17 protein-coding genes, 1 tRNA gene and 1 pseudogene are annotated in these 20,595 nt (G+C 56.2%); 7 read left to right on the top strand and 12 right to left on the bottom strand.

What is annotated here, in order from left to right; genetic code table 11:
- Nucleotides 1-46: 46 nt before the first annotated feature.
- Together C4J88_RS09660 and C4J88_RS09655 are read left to right on the top strand one after the other, a co-directional pair.
- Nucleotides 47-375 (top strand): annotated as a pseudogene (locus tag C4J88_RS09660) (hypothetical protein).
- A 132-nt stretch (nt 376-507) separates the two neighbouring features.
- A complete protein-coding gene (locus C4J88_RS09655; protein ID WP_124403692.1) occupies nt 508-1,470 on the top strand; it encodes an ArdC family protein in 963 nt (320 codons plus the stop codon).
- A gap of 131 nt (nt 1,471-1,601) precedes the next feature.
- Here the strand turns inward: C4J88_RS09655 and C4J88_RS09650 are convergent, their stop codons facing one another.
- Entirely contained in the window at nt 1,602-1,799 is a 198-nt protein-coding gene (locus C4J88_RS09650; protein ID WP_007901093.1) for a hypothetical protein, read from the bottom strand.
- A 221-nt stretch (nt 1,800-2,020) separates the two neighbouring features.
- Here C4J88_RS09650 and mobH point away from each other — a divergent pair, with 221 nt between their 5' ends.
- The 4 genes from mobH to C4J88_RS09630 all read left to right on the top strand — a co-directional run bounded on the left by mobH (nt 2,021) and on the right by C4J88_RS09630 (nt 6,746).
- On the top strand, nt 2,021-3,748 hold the full coding sequence (gene mobH / locus C4J88_RS09645; RefSeq protein ID WP_124403691.1) for a MobH family relaxase: 1,728 nt from the start codon (nt 2,021-2,023) through the stop codon (nt 3,746-3,748).
- Nucleotides 3,749-3,971: 223 nt separating this feature from the next.
- Nucleotides 3,972-4,949, top strand: coding sequence for a hypothetical protein (locus tag C4J88_RS09640; protein WP_124362159.1), 978 nt, complete (start codon nt 3,972-3,974; stop codon nt 4,947-4,949).
- A complete protein-coding gene (locus C4J88_RS09635; protein ID WP_124406838.1) occupies nt 4,942-6,078 on the top strand; it encodes a hypothetical protein in 1,137 nt (378 codons plus the stop codon). The genes C4J88_RS09640 and C4J88_RS09635 overlap by 8 nt, the downstream gene beginning before the upstream one ends.
- On the top strand, nt 6,075-6,746 hold the full coding sequence (locus C4J88_RS09630) for a hypothetical protein (RefSeq protein WP_124403688.1): 672 nt from the start codon (nt 6,075-6,077) through the stop codon (nt 6,744-6,746). Before C4J88_RS09635 ends, C4J88_RS09630 begins: the two co-directional genes overlap by 4 nt.
- 82 nt (nt 6,747-6,828) lie before the next feature.
- On the opposite strand, the gene C4J88_RS09625 is transcribed toward C4J88_RS09630, so the two are convergent.
- The 8 genes from C4J88_RS09625 to C4J88_RS09590 all read right to left on the bottom strand — a co-directional run bounded on the left by C4J88_RS09625 (nt 6,829) and on the right by C4J88_RS09590 (nt 13,941).
- Nucleotides 6,829-8,664, bottom strand: coding sequence for an integrase arm-type DNA-binding domain-containing protein (locus C4J88_RS09625; RefSeq protein ID WP_124362156.1), 1,836 nt, complete (start codon nt 8,662-8,664; stop codon nt 6,829-6,831).
- Between the two features lie 235 nt (nt 8,665-8,899).
- Nucleotides 8,900-8,975 (bottom strand) — tRNA-Gly (locus C4J88_RS09620).
- 59 nt (nt 8,976-9,034) lie between these two features.
- Nucleotides 9,035-9,595: a CDP-diacylglycerol--glycerol-3-phosphate 3-phosphatidyltransferase gene (gene pgsA / locus C4J88_RS09615; protein ID WP_034119069.1), complete on the bottom strand. Its 561-nt coding sequence runs from the start codon at nt 9,593-9,595 to the stop codon at nt 9,035-9,037.
- Nucleotides 9,596-9,627: 32 nt separating this feature from the next.
- Entirely contained in the window at nt 9,628-11,451 is a 1,824-nt protein-coding gene (uvrC, locus tag C4J88_RS09610) for an excinuclease ABC subunit UvrC (protein WP_124406837.1), read from the bottom strand.
- 1 nt (nt 11,452) lies between these two features.
- The gene (gene uvrY, locus C4J88_RS09605) at nt 11,453-12,094 is read right to left on the bottom strand and encodes a UvrY/SirA/GacA family response regulator transcription factor (RefSeq protein ID WP_017530522.1); all 642 of its coding nucleotides are present in this window, start codon (nt 12,092-12,094) and stop codon (nt 11,453-11,455) included.
- 151 nt (nt 12,095-12,245) lie between these two features.
- Complete coding sequence (locus tag C4J88_RS09600; protein WP_124366573.1) at nt 12,246-12,611, bottom strand: helix-turn-helix domain-containing protein; 366 nt, start codon at nt 12,609-12,611, stop codon at nt 12,246-12,248.
- 142 nt (nt 12,612-12,753) lie between these two features.
- Nucleotides 12,754-13,191: a GNAT family N-acetyltransferase gene (locus C4J88_RS09595; RefSeq protein WP_124406836.1), complete on the bottom strand. Its 438-nt coding sequence runs from the start codon at nt 13,189-13,191 to the stop codon at nt 12,754-12,756.
- On the bottom strand, nt 13,192-13,941 hold the full coding sequence (locus C4J88_RS09590) for a carbon-nitrogen hydrolase family protein (protein WP_124406835.1): 750 nt from the start codon (nt 13,939-13,941) through the stop codon (nt 13,192-13,194).
- Between the two features lie 608 nt (nt 13,942-14,549).
- Here C4J88_RS09590 and C4J88_RS09585 point away from each other — a divergent pair.
- Entirely contained in the window at nt 14,550-15,629 is a 1,080-nt protein-coding gene (locus C4J88_RS09585) for a 3-deoxy-7-phosphoheptulonate synthase (protein WP_124406834.1), read from the top strand.
- 43 nt (nt 15,630-15,672) lie between these two features.
- On the opposite strand, the gene C4J88_RS09580 is transcribed toward C4J88_RS09585, so the two are convergent.
- The 3 genes from C4J88_RS09580 to C4J88_RS09570 all read right to left on the bottom strand — a co-directional run bounded on the left by C4J88_RS09580 (nt 15,673) and on the right by C4J88_RS09570 (nt 20,476).
- Entirely contained in the window at nt 15,673-16,095 is a 423-nt protein-coding gene (locus tag C4J88_RS09580; RefSeq protein WP_124406833.1) for a chemotaxis protein CheY, read from the bottom strand.
- Between the two features lie 133 nt (nt 16,096-16,228).
- A complete protein-coding gene (locus C4J88_RS09575) occupies nt 16,229-19,843 on the bottom strand; it encodes a transporter substrate-binding domain-containing protein (protein ID WP_124406832.1) in 3,615 nt (1,204 codons plus the stop codon).
- Nucleotides 19,844-19,849: 6 nt separating this feature from the next.
- Nucleotides 19,850-20,476, bottom strand: a complete 627-nt coding sequence (locus C4J88_RS09570; protein ID WP_124362148.1) for a response regulator transcription factor — start codon at nt 20,474-20,476, stop codon at nt 19,850-19,852.
- Nucleotides 20,477-20,595: the final 119 nt, after the last annotated feature.

Genomic DNA, 20,595 nt, shown 5'->3' with positions numbered 1-20,595 from the left:
TTTCCCCCACGGGACAGGTTTCTTCGCGTTTCAACGGAGACATTCCATGCCCGACTCACTTACACCGGAAACACTGAACACCCTTCGGTTGCCCATTGTGTTCACGCTGGCGCGTGGCAATGCGCAGTACTGCTCGAGCGTTCAGGTCGTCCTGAGAGGCTGCAGGTCGATCGGCTGAGCCACGTATTGCGCGCAGCTTTCGAGGCTCACCTGGCCTATCCACACGAGCCCTATGTGCTGTTCGAGGTAGCCCACATCGCGCCAACGGGTCATCCACACCATGACCCGCTGCTGCAACTGAGCCTCAGTCTGCTCCAAGAGCCGGACCAGCCTGACGCCTTGTTGATAGCGCTTGCAGGAGAACACCTGCTCTAAGCGCAATTGGCGGCGCCCACCTCCACATTTGGACGGCATGCAAGACCTGCATCAATCCAACCCATCACCCAACCGGGGAACCCTCCCCCGACGGGCAAGGCGTTCCTCCGTTTTTCTCTCGAGGAAATTGCCATGCGCGATATCTACCAAGACGTAACTGACAAGATCGTTACCGCGTTAGTCCAAGGCGTTGCTCCCTGGATCAAACCCTGGTCCTCAAGTGGCTCCGCTGACGTCGGTCATCATCAACCCTACCCCATCAACGCCATCACGCGACGTCCGTATTCGGGCATCAATTTACCGCTGCTCTGGGCCGAGGCCAGGTTGCGGGGATTCACTCAAGATCGTTGGCTGACCTTCAATCAAGCCAAAAAGGCCGGCGGGCACATCCGTAAGGGTGAGCACAGCGCCCTGGCGGTACTCTACAAGCCGATGGAGCGCGAGGAACAGACCGAGTCAGGCCAACCCGTACTCGATGAAAACGGTCAGCCCAAGGTCGCTCACTTCGGCATTCTCAGGACACATTTTCTGTTCAACATCGAGCAAACGGAAGGGCTCGAAATGCTCAATGACACCCTGATCGAGACGGAACAGAGTGATCCCTTCCAGCCCAACGGCGCCGCGGAGAATCTGCTGTTAAGTTCGGGTGCACACATCGTTCATCGATCTGCCGACGAAGCCTTTTACCACCCGATCAGGGATCTCATCCAACTACCGACAAAAGCGCAATTTCACGATGAAGGTGGGTACTACGCCACCGCACTTCACGAGCTGACGCACTGGACCGGGCATCACGCTCGGTTGCAGCGCGAGGGGGTGACTTCATCCTGTCCGTTCGGCTCGCCAGGCTACGCGTTTGAGGAGTTGATCGCCGAAATGGGCGCTGCTTTTTTATGTGCTTACGCCGGCATTCAGGGAGAGGTGCGGCACGAGGGCTATATCGACTCCTGGCTCGGCCTGCTCAAGGCTGACAAACGCGCGATCTTTCGCGCCAGTGGTCAGGCCCGAAGCGCCTCGGAATATGTACTCAACCTGGAGCAGCAACTGAAGCGAGCGGTCTTGGACGACTCACTCTGCATGAACGATGGAGCTTGATCGTTACCTCTCCGCTGCAAACGCCTCACAGGGTCCAACACGAGTTGGACCCTTTTTTCTGCGCCCAGAAAAAAACTTTTGCCGCCGGCACTGACGCAAAGAGTCAGGGATGGGCACACACCCGCAGCCTGTCATTCCGCATCCAGGTTCTGCGCCAGAAAATCCACCAGCTCGAGCGGACTCCGGCTATCGATCACCTTGTAGATCAGATCGCGTTTACTGCGCGGTAACTTCTTGACCACGCTCTTCGCCGAGGCCCGGACGGCTTCGTCGGTCCCATGGATACGTGCCGCGAGCAGCAGCACGAGCGTGGCGTCAGTGAGGTTCATGGCTAGACCCAAAAAATATGCACCGCAGTGTACCGACTCTTGTCTTTGCCGTACTAGCCCCAACAAAACGATGCCTAGCCGTATCCATATTCCGATTGCCATGCAAAGGGACACGAGCCAAAAGGACGGGTAAGGGTTGGAAGGGAATGGGGACTCAAGGGTAAGAGCGCTATCCGAAAAGGCTAAAAGGCCACTGACCCAGCCACTTTCCGGAGGTCACGATGCTCAGCCTGTTTCGCCGCAAAAGGCAGAAGCCCCCTCTGCCACCGACCGTCAACGTCGCCGAAGGTTACCTGTCCATCGAGTCGGCTCACAACTTGTTAGCCGCGGAGCACCGCCGCCAGCTGCTCGATCGCATCTGGCAGTACACCGCCCTCTCCCACGCGCAGTTCATCCAGCTCTATTTAAATCCGATCCATCGCTACGCCGAACAGGTCCAGCAACTCCCGGCCAGCGAGACGCACCACCATGCGTATCTCGGCGGCATGCTCGACCATGGACTGGAACTGGTCGCCTGCAGTTTGAAACTGCGCCAATCCTATCTGCTTCCCACTGGTGCGGCGCCCGAAGACCAGGCCGCCCAGACTGACGCTTGGTCCGCTGGCATCGCCTATGGCGCGTTGCTCCATGACATCGGCAAGATTGCCGTGGACCTGTTTGTCGAACGCCAGGATGGCCGTGTTTGGCATCCTTGGCAGGGTTCCCTGGATCAGCCGTATCGTTTCCGCTATCTCAAGGGGCGCGACTACCACTTGCACGGCGCGGCCGCAGGCTTGCTCTACAACCAGATTATCGACCGGCCAATTCTCGATTGGCTCAGTGGATTTCCGCCTCTGTGGGCCAATCTGCTGTATGTCCTGGCGGGCCAGTACGAACGTGCCGGCGTGCTCGGTGAGTTGGTGATGCAGGCCGACCGCGTTTCCACCGCACAGAACATCGGTGGTAACCCGAGCAAGGCGCTGCAAGCACCGATTCATTCGCTGCAACATCACTTGATCAGCGGATTGCGTCATCTGGTTCAGCACGAACTGAAACTCAACCAGCCAGGTGCCGCGGGATGGCTGACCCAGGACGCGCTCTGGCTCGTCAACAAGACGGTCACGGACAAGCTGCGAGCCTATCTACTGTCGCAATCGATTGAGGGCATTCCCTCGTCCAACCTCGCAGTGTTCGATGAGCTGCAGTCGCACGGATTGGTTGAGTCCACGCCGGAAGGAAAAGCCATCTGGACCGCGCTTGTGGCACAGGGAAATTGGCAGCAGCATTTCACCTTTCTGCGCCTTCAACCGGCACTGATTTGGGGGAACGAAGACCGGCCTGAGACTTTCAGCGGAACAGTGAGCGTGGTAACCGATGACCATCCGTCTGACGCTTCGGCATCACCTCCAGCGCCTAAGACTGTCAGTAATGGATCGCGTCAAAGCTCTTCGCTGACAAATCCCATGGCGATGGAAGACGCTGACTCTCTCGGCACGCTGTTGGATATGTTCGAGCTGGAAGAGCCTGAGGTCAGCGACGAATCGTCAGCACACATTCTCGAAATCTCAAATCCCTCGTCGGATGACCCTGGCCAGGCATTCCTGAATTGGGTCAAAGAAGGCATCCGGAGTCACAGGCTGATCATCAATGACAGCAAGGCCAAAATCCACACGGTGGGTGGGAACGTATTTCTGGTCACCCCTGGTCTCTTTCAACGCTATACGCAGGAGTTCCCCGGCATCTCTCTGGGCGCCTGCCAAGAGATCGAAGAATGGCGTTGGGTGCAGAAGCAGTTTGAGAAACTGAGGGTTCATAGAAAGCGTGGCAACGGTATGAATATCTGGGTATGTACGGTGAGGGGGCCACGAAAAACCTCGAAAATACAAGGATATATCTTACAAAGCCCCGACTACCTATTCGAGAAACTACCAGAGGATAACCCGTTCCTAGAAATAACCGGCAGTACCTAAATGTAGAGATTTCGACAACGTCACCATAAAAATTGGCGCCCTCCAGACTCCTCCCGATAGGCCTCCAGTGCCTCCTCCCGAACCGTCGTGCGGCACACTCCTGAAACTTCATAGGCGTGCGCCTCCGGACTTGCCTAGAGCTTTAGAATCGACTTAACTACGATGGACGCAATAGCAATGAGACAGTACAGTGATATTTTAAAATCAATAATCAAGGAATGACATGGCTGAGACAGCTAATATTGCAAAAATGGCGGAAATACTCTCGAAAGGTATATTCGGAGAGTTTTTATGGAACAGAGTTGGCCCGCACGATAGGAACTGGACTTGCGAAGAACCTGAAAAACATAGCGTTTCGACCCACCCAACCGATATTGTTTTTTGGTACGAAGAGCCGTATTCACAAGCTCGAACCTATATCAACTGCGACCTAAAAAGCTACAAGAAAGAAACAATTACGACTGAAAAAGTTAAAGTGGCCGTAAAGAGTTTGGCCAACAGCTTGGAGTGTGCAGAAAAAAGCCAACCGTGGCAATCTGAATACACTCACGAACATGTCGCAAAAAATATCTGCGGATTGCTTTTTATTTACAACCATGATGGGAAGTTCGATGCGGATTTCTCCAAAAGAATTGAAAATATAAAAAGCGAAGAGCTCAACATCCCCAAAGGTTCTAAGCTCGTCGTACTAAGCCCTGCGGATATATTCTGGCTTAACAATGTCAAGGATGAAATACTTAGAATGCGAGGCAGTGAAGACTTACCATCTCGCAATCAATGCAAATTTTTCTACCCTCATCTATCAAACAAAAAAAACGTTAAGCTTGAAAAGGCCCCAGCTGCCACACTTGAAATGCTTACCTCTTCTTGGATCATCATGCAGTACTCTATGGTTCCCGACGCTCCCAAAAATGATTTTGTAATCTTTTATAGGAAACGAGGCTTTGAACAAGCCGAGTTTTTATACCTGATCGACTGCCTTATGCATTATCAGGTTCTAGTCAGCGGAAACAAAGTGACAATAAAAATTCTTGACCCCCATCAATCAGCAAACGCTAAATTCAAGCTAGCTGTCGACGAATATGCGGAACGTTGCGGCGGTGGAGAAATCGGAAAAATATTGAACAGCATAGAATTCTCCCAAATGACGACTACCACCCAAACATTTTCAGAGGTCGAAATAGGTATGCGTGATGACTGATAAAAAAAATCCACTCTATTATTGTGCTACTGATAAAGAAATTTTTGACGTTCTAAAATCAGCCAAGCAACGATTAACTGAACACGTTCTTTTAGAGCTCGCAAAAGACAAAGGGATTTTCTACTCTGCAAATGAAGATAGAGATGATCTTGCAGAAAAAATCTCACTTCTCCCGCATGATTATTACGACCTGAATGTTTTGCTCTCTAGGCGTGAGCAAAACAATAGAAGTGACAAAATCAAGAGTGAAACGCTTAATGGAAGTCTGACTATTGAAGAGATCAAGGAAATTGCCAAGGAGTTCCAAGAGAGTCCTGAGGAGGATGAGAAAGTAAAGATAGTTCAAGACGGAAACAAGATCACCGTAAAGATAGAATATTCCGACTTGAACTACGCCAAAAGCAGACTGATGCAACGCATCAAAAAAGAAGCCGACATTGAGTTTGAGGTTAATTCAAAAAATACAATCTTGAGATTCCCAGCAAACAGCAAAGGAGAATCTATAGCAAAAAAAACTAACAAACAGGATAGAAGAAAAAAGAAAGAAATCATTCCTATCTTAAAAATTGAGCTAATTGACATTTCGGGACATCTCGCAAAAACTGAATTTTTCACACGACTTATCACATCACTACCCGGATTTAGACTTAGCAATGTTACCAATATAAAAGTTGAGTCCAGCCACACAAAGAACAATCTGCCTAGCGATGACGAGGAGGAAGCGGACATTAGTGATGAAGCCCGGGATGAGATGTTAGGCGTAGTAAAAAACGCAGCACTACGTGGAGAAAGCCTTCTCAGCTCTAAACAATACCAAGATCTCAAAAACGGAGGATTCTACATAGCCTCTATCGTATGGAGGTCCGATAAAACTTCAGGAAAAAGAGAGCGAGTAGAATTTTTTGCTGGATTTGAGAAACCTGAAACTGGGGAAGGTTTTAAATTCAGTATCAAAGGGTATTACAACTTTAGCAGCCTTGAATACACAAAAAGCATTAGATCATTCAAAGACGATGAAAAACGAGAGTATATTGCACTAATTGAGCAGACAGCTCAAATTGTGATCCATAACTTAAAGACAGAGCAAACCTCGTACACCAATGGCAGCCAAAAGGAAGACGAGCAATGACCAGAATAAAATGGTACAAGTTTTCCTCTAGTTTAGACGCCGAAACTTTGAACTCAAAAATCAACAAGATAAAGTTCAATCAATATTCTTCCGATGGTTTTCAAATCTCAAGTTTTCGCAAGGATAGAATCGAGGCAAGATATATCGAAAGAATTGAATATGACGAATCCCAAAAAGATCCATTTGGCGAAACCATAACCACCCGCAGAATCGTATATAGGGACACACAGTTTAAGATATTTTTTAGCAGTAACACTTTGGAAATCATCAATCCAGGAAGAAACTTAAACACATTTATAATGAAACTTGGCGAAGCTAGTGGTTTTAATTTTTCCATCGAACCCATCTCTTTGGACATTAGAAAACTCACTTATACCAATAATTTCTTAGCTTCGAATTTCCAAAACACCTCAATAAGTATCTCGCAGATAGACCTTGGCGAGGGTACCTCTGCAAAAATCACTGCAACTGGCGGATTGAACATCAAAGAAACGGTTGAGCAGTTGATCGCCGGAAGAGCCTACTACATATCGGCATTGACATTTAAATCAACCACTCGGGATTTTGTTGCGAGCTTTGTTATAACAAGAGATGGAGGGCTCAAAACCGCAGGAAAAGATTCCAACCGGCTTATAGAGTTTCTAAAATCTGAAATTTTTATTATTTGACAAGCGCTCTAATAGCAAGAGCGCTCATCACTCAAGCACGCGACGCAGTCCTTGTCACCGCGTTGATATAGCACCACAGTTTTTAGCTTAAGCATTGGACCACTTTTCTTGTAGTTTGATTGAAATTTTCGGGAGTAAGAGCATCAATAGGTGAAAAGCCTTTTAGTCGCTCATGGGGCTCACAGAGCATCCGATAAAGCGTCCAAGCATTTACATCTGGAAACCGCTCAAGCAATACGAGTACCAACTTATGCCGCAACGGATCAAGCTGCCAATCCGGAATGCGCTGACCGCGATTCCCCAGGCTCAGGGACAGCAGACGGCGAGCCTTGATATCACGGTTGATCTGATCTCGGGATTTGCCAGCCAATTTCGCGAAAACCAGTAACGGCAAATTACTAGCGGCCTCATAAATGGCAAGCATCTCGGCGCGTTCGCGCTGGATGTCAGACACGTGAGATTTATGCGGCGTTTCAGTCGGGGCCGAAAGAGGTACGACAGGCGGCTGGTGCGACACAATCAGAGCTGGTTCGTTGCTAACCGAAGCCTTGGGCGCCGAGACGGTTGTCATCGGAAAGGCGCCGTTGAATTGAATGGAATTCGTTTTCACGTTTTCCAGCGACGGCAGCGAAGCGGCCCCCTCCAATCGGATGGTAAGCGGAGAGCTTGCCGCTTTCAGCTGGCCCTGCCCCCAAAGATCGAGACGATTCGCCCAGTCCTGCATCATCGTCCGGCGTTGCTCGACATACTCCGCGTGATTGTAGGCCGCACTCACCTTGTCTGGATCGGCATGAGAAAGCTGGGCATCCACCCACACCTTCGGGTATCCGATCTCGTTCAGCGCCGTCGAGATCGTCGCTCTCATGCCATGACCGGTGAGTTGATCGGCGTACCCCATCCGGCGTAACGCGCCATTCAGCGTGTTCTCACTGATACGCTTGCTCAGATCGCTTCGATGCGCAAACAAGTAGCGTTGTGCGGGGACAACCTGTTCCAGCAAGTGACGCACAATCTCCAGAGCCTGAACCGACAACGGCACGATATAAGGCGGTACACTTTGGGTCTGCTTACCTGGCTTTCGCATGGCTAGCTGGAGCTGTTTCACCACCTCCGCGGGTATCACCCACAACCGTTTCTCCAGATCGAACTGGTCGGGTGTTGCCAACCGCAATTCGCCCGTGCGGACACCGGTCAGCAGCAACAACCGAAGGCCAAGCCGAGTTTGGTTGGCGCCACCGTAGTTTCGAAGAGCAGCCATCAATGCCGGGAGCTCGTCCATACGAAGAAATGGATTATGCGTAACCGGAGGTTTGGGGAGTGCAACCACATCAAGGTCTGAAGCTGGGTTGTGTTCCAGCCCCTCGATCTTCACCAGCGCATAGCGGAACAATTGGTTGAACCAGGTCCGGCATTTTTCGGCGGTCGTTAAGGCTTTGCGCTGTTCGATCCTGCTCAGCAAATCCAGCAAATCATGACGACTGATATCGTAGATAGACCGCACACCGAGCGTGGGCAGAACGTCCTTATTGAAGATTCGCAGGATTTGCGAGAGCGTACTCTGGCGCCCTTCCTTCAGGCTCAGCCTACGGAACTCCACCCACTGATTGAACACAGCCTCAAAGGTGTGCTCTGCCGCAAAACGAACAGCACGACGCTGCTGCTTACGGTGCTCATAGGGATTGATGCCTTGGGCGACCAAGGCTCGCGCCTCGTCACGTCGGACGCGGGCTTCTTTGAGGCTGATTTGCGGATAGCTACCCAGAGACATGCGCTTCTGCACGCCCGCCCAGTAGTATCTGAAACGCCAGATTTTTCCGCCGCGAGCCGTCACGTTGAGCGCAAGCCCATCCGTGTCGCCTATCGTGTAGTCATTGCCGGTGATTCGGGCTTGCCGAACGGTAGTATCCGAGAGTGCCATAGCGAGCTCCTGAACAGAGTCAGGGCCAGATGCTCGTCTCGCTATCCAAGCTGCTCCAGCAAAAAACCGATTCAGTGCACATCCAAATCCAAGATCCTCATTCGGGACTTAAATCGGGACTTAAAAGCACTGGATGGAGCTGGATTTCAGTGGTTCCCGCTGGAACGAAAAAAGGGCCTAAAGGCCCTGATTTCAATCACTTACAGAATTCAGTGGAACTCTGCAGCGCAATATTTGGAGCGGGAAACGAGACTCGAACTCGCGACCCCGACCTTGGCAAGGTCGTGCTCTACCAACTGAGCTATTCCCGCTTGGTGATGCGCATTCTATAGAATCCCCAGCACCCGTCAACCCCTTGATTCAAAAAAGTTTATTTCTTTTCAACGGTGGTGCGCAGGTGGGGCCAGGCGGCGCGCAGGTATTGCAGCATGGACCACAGCGTCAGGCCTGCAGCGATGAGCAACAAGGCGTAGCCGGTGAGGACCCAGAACGAGAAGTCCGACGGATTGGCCAGCAGGATGACCAGCGCGAGCATTTGCGCGGCGGTTTTCCATTTGCCCATGTTCGATACGGCGACGTGGGCGCGGGCGCCGATTTCGGCCATCCATTCGCGCAGGGCCGAGACAACGATCTCGCGACCGATGATCACGGCAGCCGGTAGGGTCAGCCACAGGTTGCCGTGTTCCTGCACCAGGAGCACCAGGGCCACGGCGACCATGAGTTTGTCGGCCACCGGGTCAAGGAACGCGCCAAACGGGGTGCTTTGCTCCAGGCGGCGCGCCAGGTAGCCGTCGAGCCAGTCGGTGGCGGCGGCAAAGGCGAATACCGAACTGGAGGCGACATAGCTCCATTCATACGGCAAATAGAACAGCAGGATAAAAATCGGGATAAGCAGGACGCGTAGAACGGTGATCAGATTAGGGATATTCATCGGCACAACTGGCTACGAGGTGAGAAGGCATTCTATTCGCTGTGCAGATTGGCATAAATCAATTCAGCGAGCTTTTTACTGATACCGGGTGCTTTGGCTATTTCGTCAATGCTGGCACGGGAGAGCTCCTGCAAGCCACCAAAATGTTTAAGCAAGTCGCGACGCCGCGTCGGGCCGACCCCCGCCACCCCTTCCAGGGTTGAGGTTCGGCGGGTTTTGCCGCGTCGTGCACGGTGGCCGGTAATGGCGAAGCGGTGGGCTTCGTCACGAATCTGTTGGATCAGGTGCAGCGCCGGGGAGTCGCCCTTCAAAGTGAACTCATGCGCGGCATCATTCAAGTACAACGTCTCGAAACCGGCCTTGCGCGTGGCGCCCTTGGCCACGCCGAGCAGGATCAGGTCGGGCACGGCCAGTTCATTGAGGACGTCGCGGGCCATGGATAACTGGCCCTTGCCGCCGTCCACCAAGAGGATATCGGGCAATTTGCCCTCGCCGTCCTTCAATCTGCTGAAGCGCCGCGTGAGGGCTTGGTGCATGGCGGCGTAGTCATCGCCGGCGGTAACGCCTTCGATGTTGTAACGCCGGTAGTCGGCCTTGATCGGGCCTTCAGGGCCGAACACTACGCAGGAGGCCACGGTGGCTTCGCCGCTGGAGTGGCTGATGTCGTAGCACTCCAGGCGCTGGGGTGGCTCGTCCAGGTTGAGCACCTCGGCCAGGGCTTCGAAGCGCGCGGCAACGTGCTGTCGATTGGCCAGGCGCGCGCCCAGGGCCTGTTCGGCGTTGGTCACGGCCAGCTGCTGCCAGCGGGCACGGGTGCCGCGAACGCGGTGGCTGATGTCCAGCTCGCGACCGCGCAGTTCATGGATCGCCTCGATCAGGGTCGGGAAATCCTCATGGACCACGTTGACGATCAGCTCCGATGGCAAGTCGCGCTCAGGACTGCTCACATAATATTGGCCGAGAAACGCGGCCATCACCTCGGAGACGTCTTCATCGATCCCGGTTTGCGGGAAGAAGTTCTTGCTGCCCAGCACCCGCCCGCCACGCACGCTGATCAGGTGCACACAGGCGCCACCCGGGTTGACGAATGCCGCGATCACGTCGACGTCGCCGGTGCCGCCTTCCATGCTCTGCTGGTCCTGGACGCGGCGCAGCAGCGATATCTGGTCGCGCAGCTCGGCAGCCTTCTCGAAATCCAGGGTACTGGCCGCCTGCTCCATGGCCCCGGACAGTTCATCGGTCAGCGCGTTGCTGCGCCCCTCGAGAAACATCACCGAGTGACGCACATCCTCGGCGTACTCCGCCGGCTCCACCAGGCCCACACAGGGCGCCTTGCAGCGCTTGATCTGGTACTGCAGGCACGGGCGCGTACGGTTCTTGTAGAAGCTGTCTTCACACTGGCGCACAAAAAACGTCTTCTGCAGCAGGCTCAAGCTCTCGCGAATGGCGCCGGCGCTGGGGTAAGGCCCGAAATACTTGCCCTTCTGCTTCTTCGCACCCCGGTGGATGCTCAGGCGCGGGAAGGCGCCATCCGATAAAAACACGTAGGGGTAGGATTTATCGTCACGCAGCAGGATGTTATACGGCGGTCGCCATTCCTTGATCAGCGTCTGCTCAAGCAGCAGCGCTTCGGTTTCATTGGCGGTAATGGTGGTTTCGACCTGGGCGATACGCGCAACCAGGGCGGCGGTTTTCGTCGCGAGACCGGTCTTGCGAAAATAGCTCGCCAGACGGTTTTTCAGGTTCTTGGCCTTGCCCACGTAGAGCAGGCGCGCCTCGCTGTCGAACATACGGTACACGCCGGGGCGGCCGCTGCAGGTCGAGAGAAAGGCACTTGGATCAAACGGTGTGGTCATGTCAGGCGCTAGCGTCCACCATGCCGTGGCGCACCGCGAGCAGGGTCAATTCAACATCACTGCTGATGGCGAGTTTCTCGAAGATGCGATAGCGGTAGGTGTTGACGGTCTTGGGCGAGAGGCACAGCTTATCGGAGATCGACTGCACCTTCTGGCAACCGACGATCATCAAGGCGATCTGGATTTCCCGCTCCGACAGCGCGTCAAACGGCGAGTCGCTGGTGGGCTGGAAGGATTTGATGGCCAACTGCTGGGCAATCTGCGGGCTGATGTAGCGCTGGCCGGCAAATACCAGGCGAATGGCTTGCACCATTTCCGCCAGGCCGGCGCCTTTGGTGAGGTAACCCGCGGCTCCCGCCTGCAACAGACGCGTAGGAAACGGGTCTTCCTCGCACACCGTTACCACCACAACCTTGATATCCGGATGGCTGCGCAATAATTTGGTAGTGGCGCCCAGACCGCCGATCCCCGGCATCTTGACGTCCATCAACACCACATCGGGTTTCAATTCCCGGGCCTTGATCAGAGATTCCTCCCCCGACTCGGCCTGGCCGACTACTTGCAGGCCGTCGATGTCAGCCAGCATTCGTGTAATGCCTGTACGAACGAGATCATGGTCATCGACTACTAGCACCCTAATCAAGCAGACACCTCGCGATATGGTCTTATAGGTTGCTGAACACCTTAGCAAAAAACCAGGGCGCAGACCTAGCTGCAAGCGTCATATATGTGGAGTTTGAGCGCTTGGCACGCCTCTATCGAGCGGCGAACGGCCGGATTTGCTGGGCAAAAGGTCAGGAATCCTGCGGCGCAGGCTTGGTTTTTCCATGGCGAGAAAGGGAATGCTCGGCCAGGGTCGACGTCAGGCGGCGGATTGCCTCTTGGTCTTCCTTGAACAATGCCCGGTAATCAACCAGCACTTTTTCTTCAAGCTGGCTCAGATTTTCCAGTGGAGTCGGCGTCGCGGTCCCGGTCAACACGTACAGCACATCCACGCCTCTGCTGGCCACGCGAGACAAGTAGTCGGCCTTGGGCGCGCGCCCACCGCTTTCATATTTGCCCTGGGCGTTGGCTTCGACGCCTCCGATTTCACCAAACACTTTTTGCGACAGGCCAAGTCGCTCTCTTTCTTGCCTTAAACGCGAACCGATTCCACTCATCTGGATGCATGATCCTATTTGGCACACCGCAAGAGGTGACAGGCTCATCACTTCGTTAAACAAATTAAACGGTTTTTTTGAACTATGCCCGCAATGCGTACCCCTGCACAAGACCAGGCTGAAACATCAAGGAACGGCACCGTCAACAGGATGTTGAGCGACAAACGCGTTCCATCCGCCAGAATCCGGCGTCTTCACCGACAACGCTGAACCCCGTGCGCTGATAAAGCCTTTTGGCCGGGTTGGTCTTGAACACGGTTAAACGCAACAGGCCAGGCACTTGGGCCTTGAGCGCCATCTGCTCCAGCACCCAGGTGCCCGCACCGAGCCCGCGATAGGCCTCGAGCATATGCAGTTCGCGGATATAGAGCGCGTTGCTATCACGGCTCAGGCTGATAAACCCGGCAACGCAGTCATCCGCGTAAATCAGCCAGTTTTCCCGAGCAGCCCAGGCCCTATCAAAGCCATCGTCGGACCATAGCAACTGGTTTTGCACGTAGTAACGGTCCATCGCCCGGTGAGTCAGGGATCGTGCAAAAGGCAGGTCGTGGTCCGTCGCAGCGCGCAGGTAGAAAGGCATTTACACAGCCACCACGTGCCCAACCCAGCGCTCGCCATCGCGACGGGCAATCGCCAGCGCTTCGCCGACGCCAGGCACCGCCGCCAGCAAACGACCATCATCCGCCCATATCGCACTGCGGCCGGCACAAGCCCAGCCGCCCGACGGGCCACCATGGTTAGCCATCAACACCAGAAGGCGATGCTCGGCCGCATACCCCTGGAGCAGCGCGCTGTCCGTGGCGTAGCCGCTCTCGCTGATCAATACGCCTGCGGCATAGACCGTGGCGCCCGCCAGCGCCGCCTGGCGCGGATGACTGGCGTGGGAAAAGTCAGCGCACACAGCCAGCGCAATACGATCCTTGCCCCACTCAAGCGCCGCACCGCCCTGCCCGGCCGCAAACGCAAGTTCTTCGCCCGGATGCAGATGCTGCTTGGTGTAGACCGCCACCGAGCCGTCAGCTCCCAGTACCAAAGCGCCGATCAGCACATCCGCCTCTGGCGCCAGGCGGATCGGCATACCCACCACCGCCGTCAACTGCAGCTCCCGGGCCATCTCGCGTAATGGCGCCAGCAGTGGGTCTTCAGGCGCAATGGCCAGCTTGGCTGCCAGCGCGGGCTCATAGCCGGTCAGCGACAGCTCTGGAAACACTAGCAATTGCACGCCCTGTGCAGCTGCAGCCTGCATGAACTCGAGATGTCGCGCGATGTTGGCTGCTACATCGCCTGCGACGGAAAGGGTTTGCGCCGCAGCAAGGGTCAAGGCAGTCATGGTTGCGTCCTGGCAATCTTAAGTGCGTCCAGCATATCGACACTCCCCCCATAGCCGTAAGTCCCCCCATGCGATAGAAATTACTGATTGAATACACCTGCGCCGCTCTAGTAAGCTCCCCGCATAATTTGGAGACATGCCATGTTGCAACTCACCCACACTCAGGTTTGCCCCGCTGCCAGCGCATCGCGCTCGGTGTCGGCTACCCGTGTGAACGGTTCGAGCGCACTGGTCAGCTTTTATTTTGGGTATTGGTTTAGCCGCTGGCGCGCCTGATACCTGAAATCGGCGCCCACTACTCAAGGGGTCGCCTGCCAGAGAAATCTAACCCCCGGTCGGCTCCCCGACCGGGGGTTTTGTTTTTTCAGGCCCTGATAATTTTTTGATCACCACTTAAGGAATCACGCCATGAACACCATCACCTATTACCGCCACGACACTTGCGCTGCATGGCGATTTAGCCAGCTCCGTTCGGGACAGCCTGCCGCCTCCGACCGGTCACTTCCTGGTGGCAAGCCAACACACGTAGCCGATACGGCCAATTGTCGAACACCCCAGTAGGCCAAGCGCGCGGGAATTGCCCGCCGCTTGCCCAGGAAATCCAGAATATGAACGTCTCTGTCGCCGCTTTGCCCGTCTCCACCCTGGACAGCGCCAATGAAGCTCTGACCCAGCGCCTGCCCAGCGCCCTTGAGCTCAAGCATCAACTGCCCCTCAGCCCGTTCCTCAATGAACAGGTACACGCCCACCGCCAAGCCGTGCGCGCCATCCTCAATGGTCATGATCCACGCTTGCTGGTGATTGTCGGCCCGTGCTCGATTCACGACCCGCAATCGGCCCTGGAATACGCGCGTAACCTGAAGAAGCTCGCGCTTGAAGTCAGCGACCAGATGCTGCTGGTCATTCGCGCTTACGTCGAAAAACCGCGCACGACCGTTGGCTGGAAAGGCCTGGCTTACGATCCACACCTCGATGGCAGCGACGACATGGCCGCAGGCCTGGCGCTGTCTCGGGAACTGATGCGCGAAATGCTGCGGCTGGGCTTGCCGGTCGCCACCGAGTTGCTGCAACCCATGGCCGCCGGCTACTTCGATGACCTGCTCAGTTGGGTCGCGATTGGCGCGCGCACCACCGAATCGCAGATCCACCGCGAAATGGCCAGCGGCCTGGGCATGCCCGTTGGCTTTAAAAACGGCACCGACGGCGGCGTCGCGATTGCCTGTGACGCGATGCGCTCGGCCTCGCACCCGCACCGCCACTTCGGCGTCGACAGCCAGGGCCATCCGGCGATCATCCAGACGTCGGGCAACCCCGACACCCACCTGGTGCTGCGCGGCGGTCACCGCGGGCCAAACTACGATGCGCAGAGCGTGTCCCGAGTCAAACACGACCTGGCCAAATCCAGCGTGGCGGCACGCATTATGGTCGATTGCAGCCACGCCAACAGCGGCAAGGACCCGTTGCGCCAGCCGGCGGTGTTCAGCGAGGTGCTGGAGCAACGCTTGCAAGGCGATACGTCGCTGATCGGCATGATGCTCGAAAGCCACCTGTTCGAAGGTTGCCAGCCTCTGAGCCCGTCAATGAAATACGGTGTGTCGGTAACCGATGGCTGCCTGGGTTGGGCGGGCACCGAGCAGTTGCTGCGCAGTGCCGCCGAGCGCCTTCGTGAACACAGCCATACCCAGTGATTGGCCGTCATCGGGCACAAGCCACTTGGGCAGTTACGTGGGCCTAGACGCCGACCACCGGTTGGCGGGACAGCGCCCTTAGCCACGGCAAAACCCGCAAGCCGGTCATGGCCTCGGGAGGGTCGATGATGTCCATGAAATGTTCGAGATTGACGTTATCCGGTACGCCCGGCAGGCGTACCGCTACCGTCGGCATTGCGCCGACGGGACCACCCAGGTCAAGGTTGTCGTAGATCAATACATGGTGTGCCTGAGGGTGAGGCCCACGCGCATGGGCCGCCAGCCCCGCATTGATGATCAGCACATCGAAGGGTTCGGCCGGAATGGCGGTGAGAATCTGGACTTCTTCGAAGGTTTGCACCGGCACGATCCGGTAATACCCCAACTGGTTAAGCATCTTTTCGATGTAGAGCCGCTGCAAGTGCAGATCATCGGCAATCAGGATGGTCAGTGCTTTGTTCGGCATGGCAAGCCCCTGGGCAGGCAGCGCTCGTCAGTGAGCGTCGCCCATTTTCCAGACAAATCCCGACGACAAAATCAGGCATGTTCCCCCATCACGTAGGACTTCTCCCAAAAGCTCCGAATGGTCGTTATCGGGATCAAGGCTGATTGCAATGGAGACTCAACCCCTCATGCAAAGCGATCATCGCCTGCGCCACCTCACCGATCGCCACCCCCAGCGCGTTGCGGTCCTGGCTTTCACAGGCTGCCTCCAGTGCTTCACAGCGAGCGATCAACACCTGTGCCTTGACCATGCGGGCACCGCCCTTGGCGCGATGGGCGAGGTCGTGCAGCCTGGCGAAGTCGGCCTTGCGTTGCAGCGTCGGCAATAGCGCCCGGTCCGCCTCGAGGCTGTCGAGCAAGGGGGTCAACAATTCGGTAAGCGCGTGATGGTCCTCGCCTGTCAACGCGATCAAGGTGCTCAAATCAAACGCTGCCGCCTCTGGGCTCAGGGCGTAAGTGGAGCGCGACGCCAGCGCCACGCGCAAATCGTCAAGCCCGGTGGGTTTGAACAGGCACCCATCCATACCGGCTTGCCGACAGCGCTCGGCCTCTTCGGGTTGTGCATTGGCGGTAAACCCCAGCAGCAGGCACGGCACCAGGCCTCGTTCACGCTCCAATACGCGGATGTCCCGTGCCAACTGGTAGCCATTCTTGAACGGCATGTTGCAATCGGTGATGACGCCATCGAACTGCCCGGCACGCCACTGCTCGAGCCCCTGAATCCCGTCCTCGGCCGTGGTGATACGGTGGCCCAGGAAACTCAACTGCCGAGCCAGCAGCAAGCGGTTGGCCGGGTAGTCGTCCACCACCAGGATACTCAGGGCATCGGGCGGCTCTGCCGGAGGGTTTGCCGACGCTCCCTCCTGCGCCAATACAGCGGTCATGACCAAGGCCAACGTTACATCTACCCGCGAGCCCTGCCCCAGCACACTGCTCAAGTGCAGTCGCCCCCCCATCATTTCGCACAGGTTGCGGCTGATCACCAACCCCAGGCCGGAGCCGCTACGTGCCGACTGTTCACCATTGCTGCCCTGGATAAAGGGGCTGAACAGGCGCAGCTGGTCATGGGCGCTGATGCCAATTCCGGTGTCCTGCACCCAGAATTTCAGCTCCAGATGCTCCCCTTCGAACGCCGCATGAGCACCGAGCCTGACCTCGCCCTCGTGGGTAAACTTTATGGCATTGCTCAGCAAATTCGACACCACCTGCTTGAAACGCAGTGGGTCAATCAGGACCACGCGGTCGATCAACGGATCAAGTTCAACCTGCAGCGCCAGCCCCTTGGCCCGCGCCAGACCTTCGAACACCCGCGCCACCGAGGTCAGTAACTCGTGCAGATTGGCCGGTTCCAGGGCCAACGACAGATGACCGGACTCGATCCGTGCGATGTCGAGAATATCGCCGATCAATTCCAGCATGCCACGCGAAGCCTCCGACGCCACTTCCAGGGCATCCCGGTCGGCCACGCCCCGCTCGGCATTCTTCAGGGCCAGCTCGATCATGCCGATCACCGCGTTCATCGGCGTACGGATCTCGTGACTCATGGTCGCCAGGAAGGTGGTCTTGGCCCGGTTGGCAGCGTCAGCCTCGTCCTTGGCTTCTTGCAGCTGACCCAACAACTGTTGGCGCTCGCTGACGTCCACCCAACCGGCAATCATGCCCACCACTTTCTCGTCACCGTCGCGATAGGGCAGCATCCACTGGTAGATGGTCAGGGCATCGCCGTTGGGCAATTTGAGTATTCGATCATGAATCTGCGGCTCGCCTTCTGCCATCAGGCGCAGGTAATCCTGATGAAACGACTGAGCCTGGGGCAGGTTGCCGGCGTCGGTTTCGACCACGGTTTTACCAATCACGTCTTCGAGCTTATAACCGAATACGTCCAGGTAAGCGTTATTGCAGGCCATCAATCGCCCCTGCCGGTCACGCACGTAAATCGGGTGCGGCGTGCCGTCGATCAACACGCTCATGAAGCGCATTTGGTCGCTCAAGGCGCGTTCGGCCTGGACGCGCTTGCGAATCAGCCGGCGCAGGTAGATGGCCCAGCTCAACGTGACGATCAGCAGCAACGCGGCCAGCCCAAACCCCTGAATGATCATGTTGCGGTGCCGTAGCCAATAGCTGTCTTCGATGATCACCTCGCTGCGCCATTGGGTGATCATTTCATCCATTTCCTGCGGGGTGATGCTCAGCAGCGCTTTATCGAGGATCGAATAAAGCTCCAACTGACTGCGGTTGACCCCGAACGTGATTCGCGCAGGCTCGGAGCCGACCGTACTGGTGATGCGCAACCGGTCGCGGTAATACCGGGCGATCATATAGCGCGCACTGATCAGCGAATTGACTGCCCCCTCCGCTTCGCCTCTGGCTACCATCGCCATCGCCTGCTCCGCGCTGTCCACATCGATAAACACGACGCCGGGAAAATCCCGCATGATCGTATCGCGCAGTCCGTTGCCGCTGATCATCGCCAGGCGTTTACCCACCATATCTTCCAATGTAACCGGGCTGTGTTCATCACCTCGGGTTATCAGCACCAAGGCGTTGGTCAGGTAGGGCCGGGTGAACCGCACCTTTTCGGCGCGTTCGACACTGGGGGTCACGACCGCCAGCATATCCGCCGCGCCCGCACTGACCTGGTCGATCTGCTGGGGTATCGAGCTACCCCGTACCACGTCGAACTTCAAACCGGTGCGCAGGCTGATACGCGACAGCACCTCGGCACTCAGCCCCTCGAACTGGCCCCGATCATCGATGACCGACAGCGGCAGGAGCTTGTCCAGCACCGCGACCTTGACCCGTGGATGCTTGAGGAGCCAGCGTTGTTCACTGGCACTCAAGTGCAACCTACCGGCACCGACGATACCGAGGTTGCCGCCGCTCCAGCGGCGCAATATTTCCATTTGCTCCCCGGCAGGAATCGCCTCCAGCGCCGCATTGATGATCGGCGGCAGCCGCGTATTCTGCCGGGTGAATGCAAAGGCGAACGGGTTGACTTCAAGGGTGGAAAAATCCGCCATGCGCACAATATTGAGCTGGTTTCGGTGGATCAGGTAATTGGTGCTGATGGCATCACCCAGATACACATCGGCGCGGCCAAACGCTACTGCACCAATCGCCTCGAAGGCCGAAGAAAACAACTCCACCTGGGCATGGGGGTAAAAAGCTCGTACCACCTCAGGTTGCAGATAGTGATAGAGCATCGCCACGCGCTTGCCCGCCAGGTCCTCGGTCAGCGCCTGGCTATCGCTGGTGCGGGTCACCAGGGTGGGTTGGTCATTGGCGTAGGAGCGGGACAGGATCAGTTGCGGGTCGGCCGCTTCATAACCATTGGCCGAGCCGAGGAAATCCACATCGCCTCGCTTGAGGGCTTCGATCACTTCATCGCGCGTTTCGTAACACCGAACTTCAATGGAGATATTCAGGGCCTGGCTGACCAGCGCTGCAAAATCGGCGGTAATGCCTTCGAGCTCCTCACGGTTATTGGTCAGGTCAAACGGGGCGTAATCGGGAGCGGACACCCCCATCAGCAAGGTGCGCCGTTCGCGCAACCAGCGCCAGTCGGCCTCTTGCAGCGTGACGACGGGAGGGTCAATACGAGAGTGGCCCAACAGCCGTAAAACCGTGGGCTCGTCAAAGGCCATCGCGGCCATGGGCAACAGGCTCAACCAGAGGATCGTGGCGAACCGCTTGAACGCGATGGCGATCATTTCAAATCAGATCAGATGATTGCGCTGGGCAAATTTGGACAGGTGCACCACTGAGGACATACGTAACTTTTCCTTGAGGCGTGTTTTGTAAGTGCTGATCGTCTTGTGGCTCAGCAGCATGTCTTCAGCAATTTCCTTGTTGCCCAGCCCCAGGGCCAGTTTCTGCAATACGGTCAATTCACGGTCCGACAAGCACTCGATCATCTGCCGCTCCGTTTCTTGCAGATCGTCACGGCGTACCGAGCTGGTAGGCAGGCTTGGGAAACAGCTGTAGCCGGACTGGATCGCTCTGATGGCCTTTTGCAGTTCGTCCAGCTCGCCGGTCTTTGCCACAAACCCCATGGCCCCGGCTCGCATGCAGCGGGTGGAAAAAAACACGGCCAGGTAGGAGGTCAGCACCAGGATCCTGCACGGCAGGCCCAGGGACTTGATCCGACAGATAACTTCCAACCCACCCAGCTTGGGCATCGCCAGGTCGAGGATGATCAGTTCGGGACGTTGCTCCCGCGCCAACTGCATTGCATCTGCACCGTCACCCGCCTGATAAATGTCATCGAATCCTTCCAACTTCAGCAAATGCTTGACGGTCGCACGTATAAACGGATGGTCATCCACGATTAATGCTTTGCTCATACACACCCCTAGGCTGTCAAAGTACCCTTACACATCAACCGGGACCTAGGTACCTGTGAGAAATGACAGTTCCGACAAACGGCACTGCACCCGCTCAGGACGATAACCGCTCGCAGCCT

The organism is Pseudomonas sp. R4-39-08 (assembly GCF_003852275.1).
In the GTDB taxonomy this organism is placed as follows: Bacteria; Pseudomonadota; Gammaproteobacteria; order Pseudomonadales; family Pseudomonadaceae; genus Aquipseudomonas.
The sequence above is the reverse complement of the archived record's forward strand: the minus strand, read 5'-3'. Positions and strand labels throughout refer to the sequence as shown.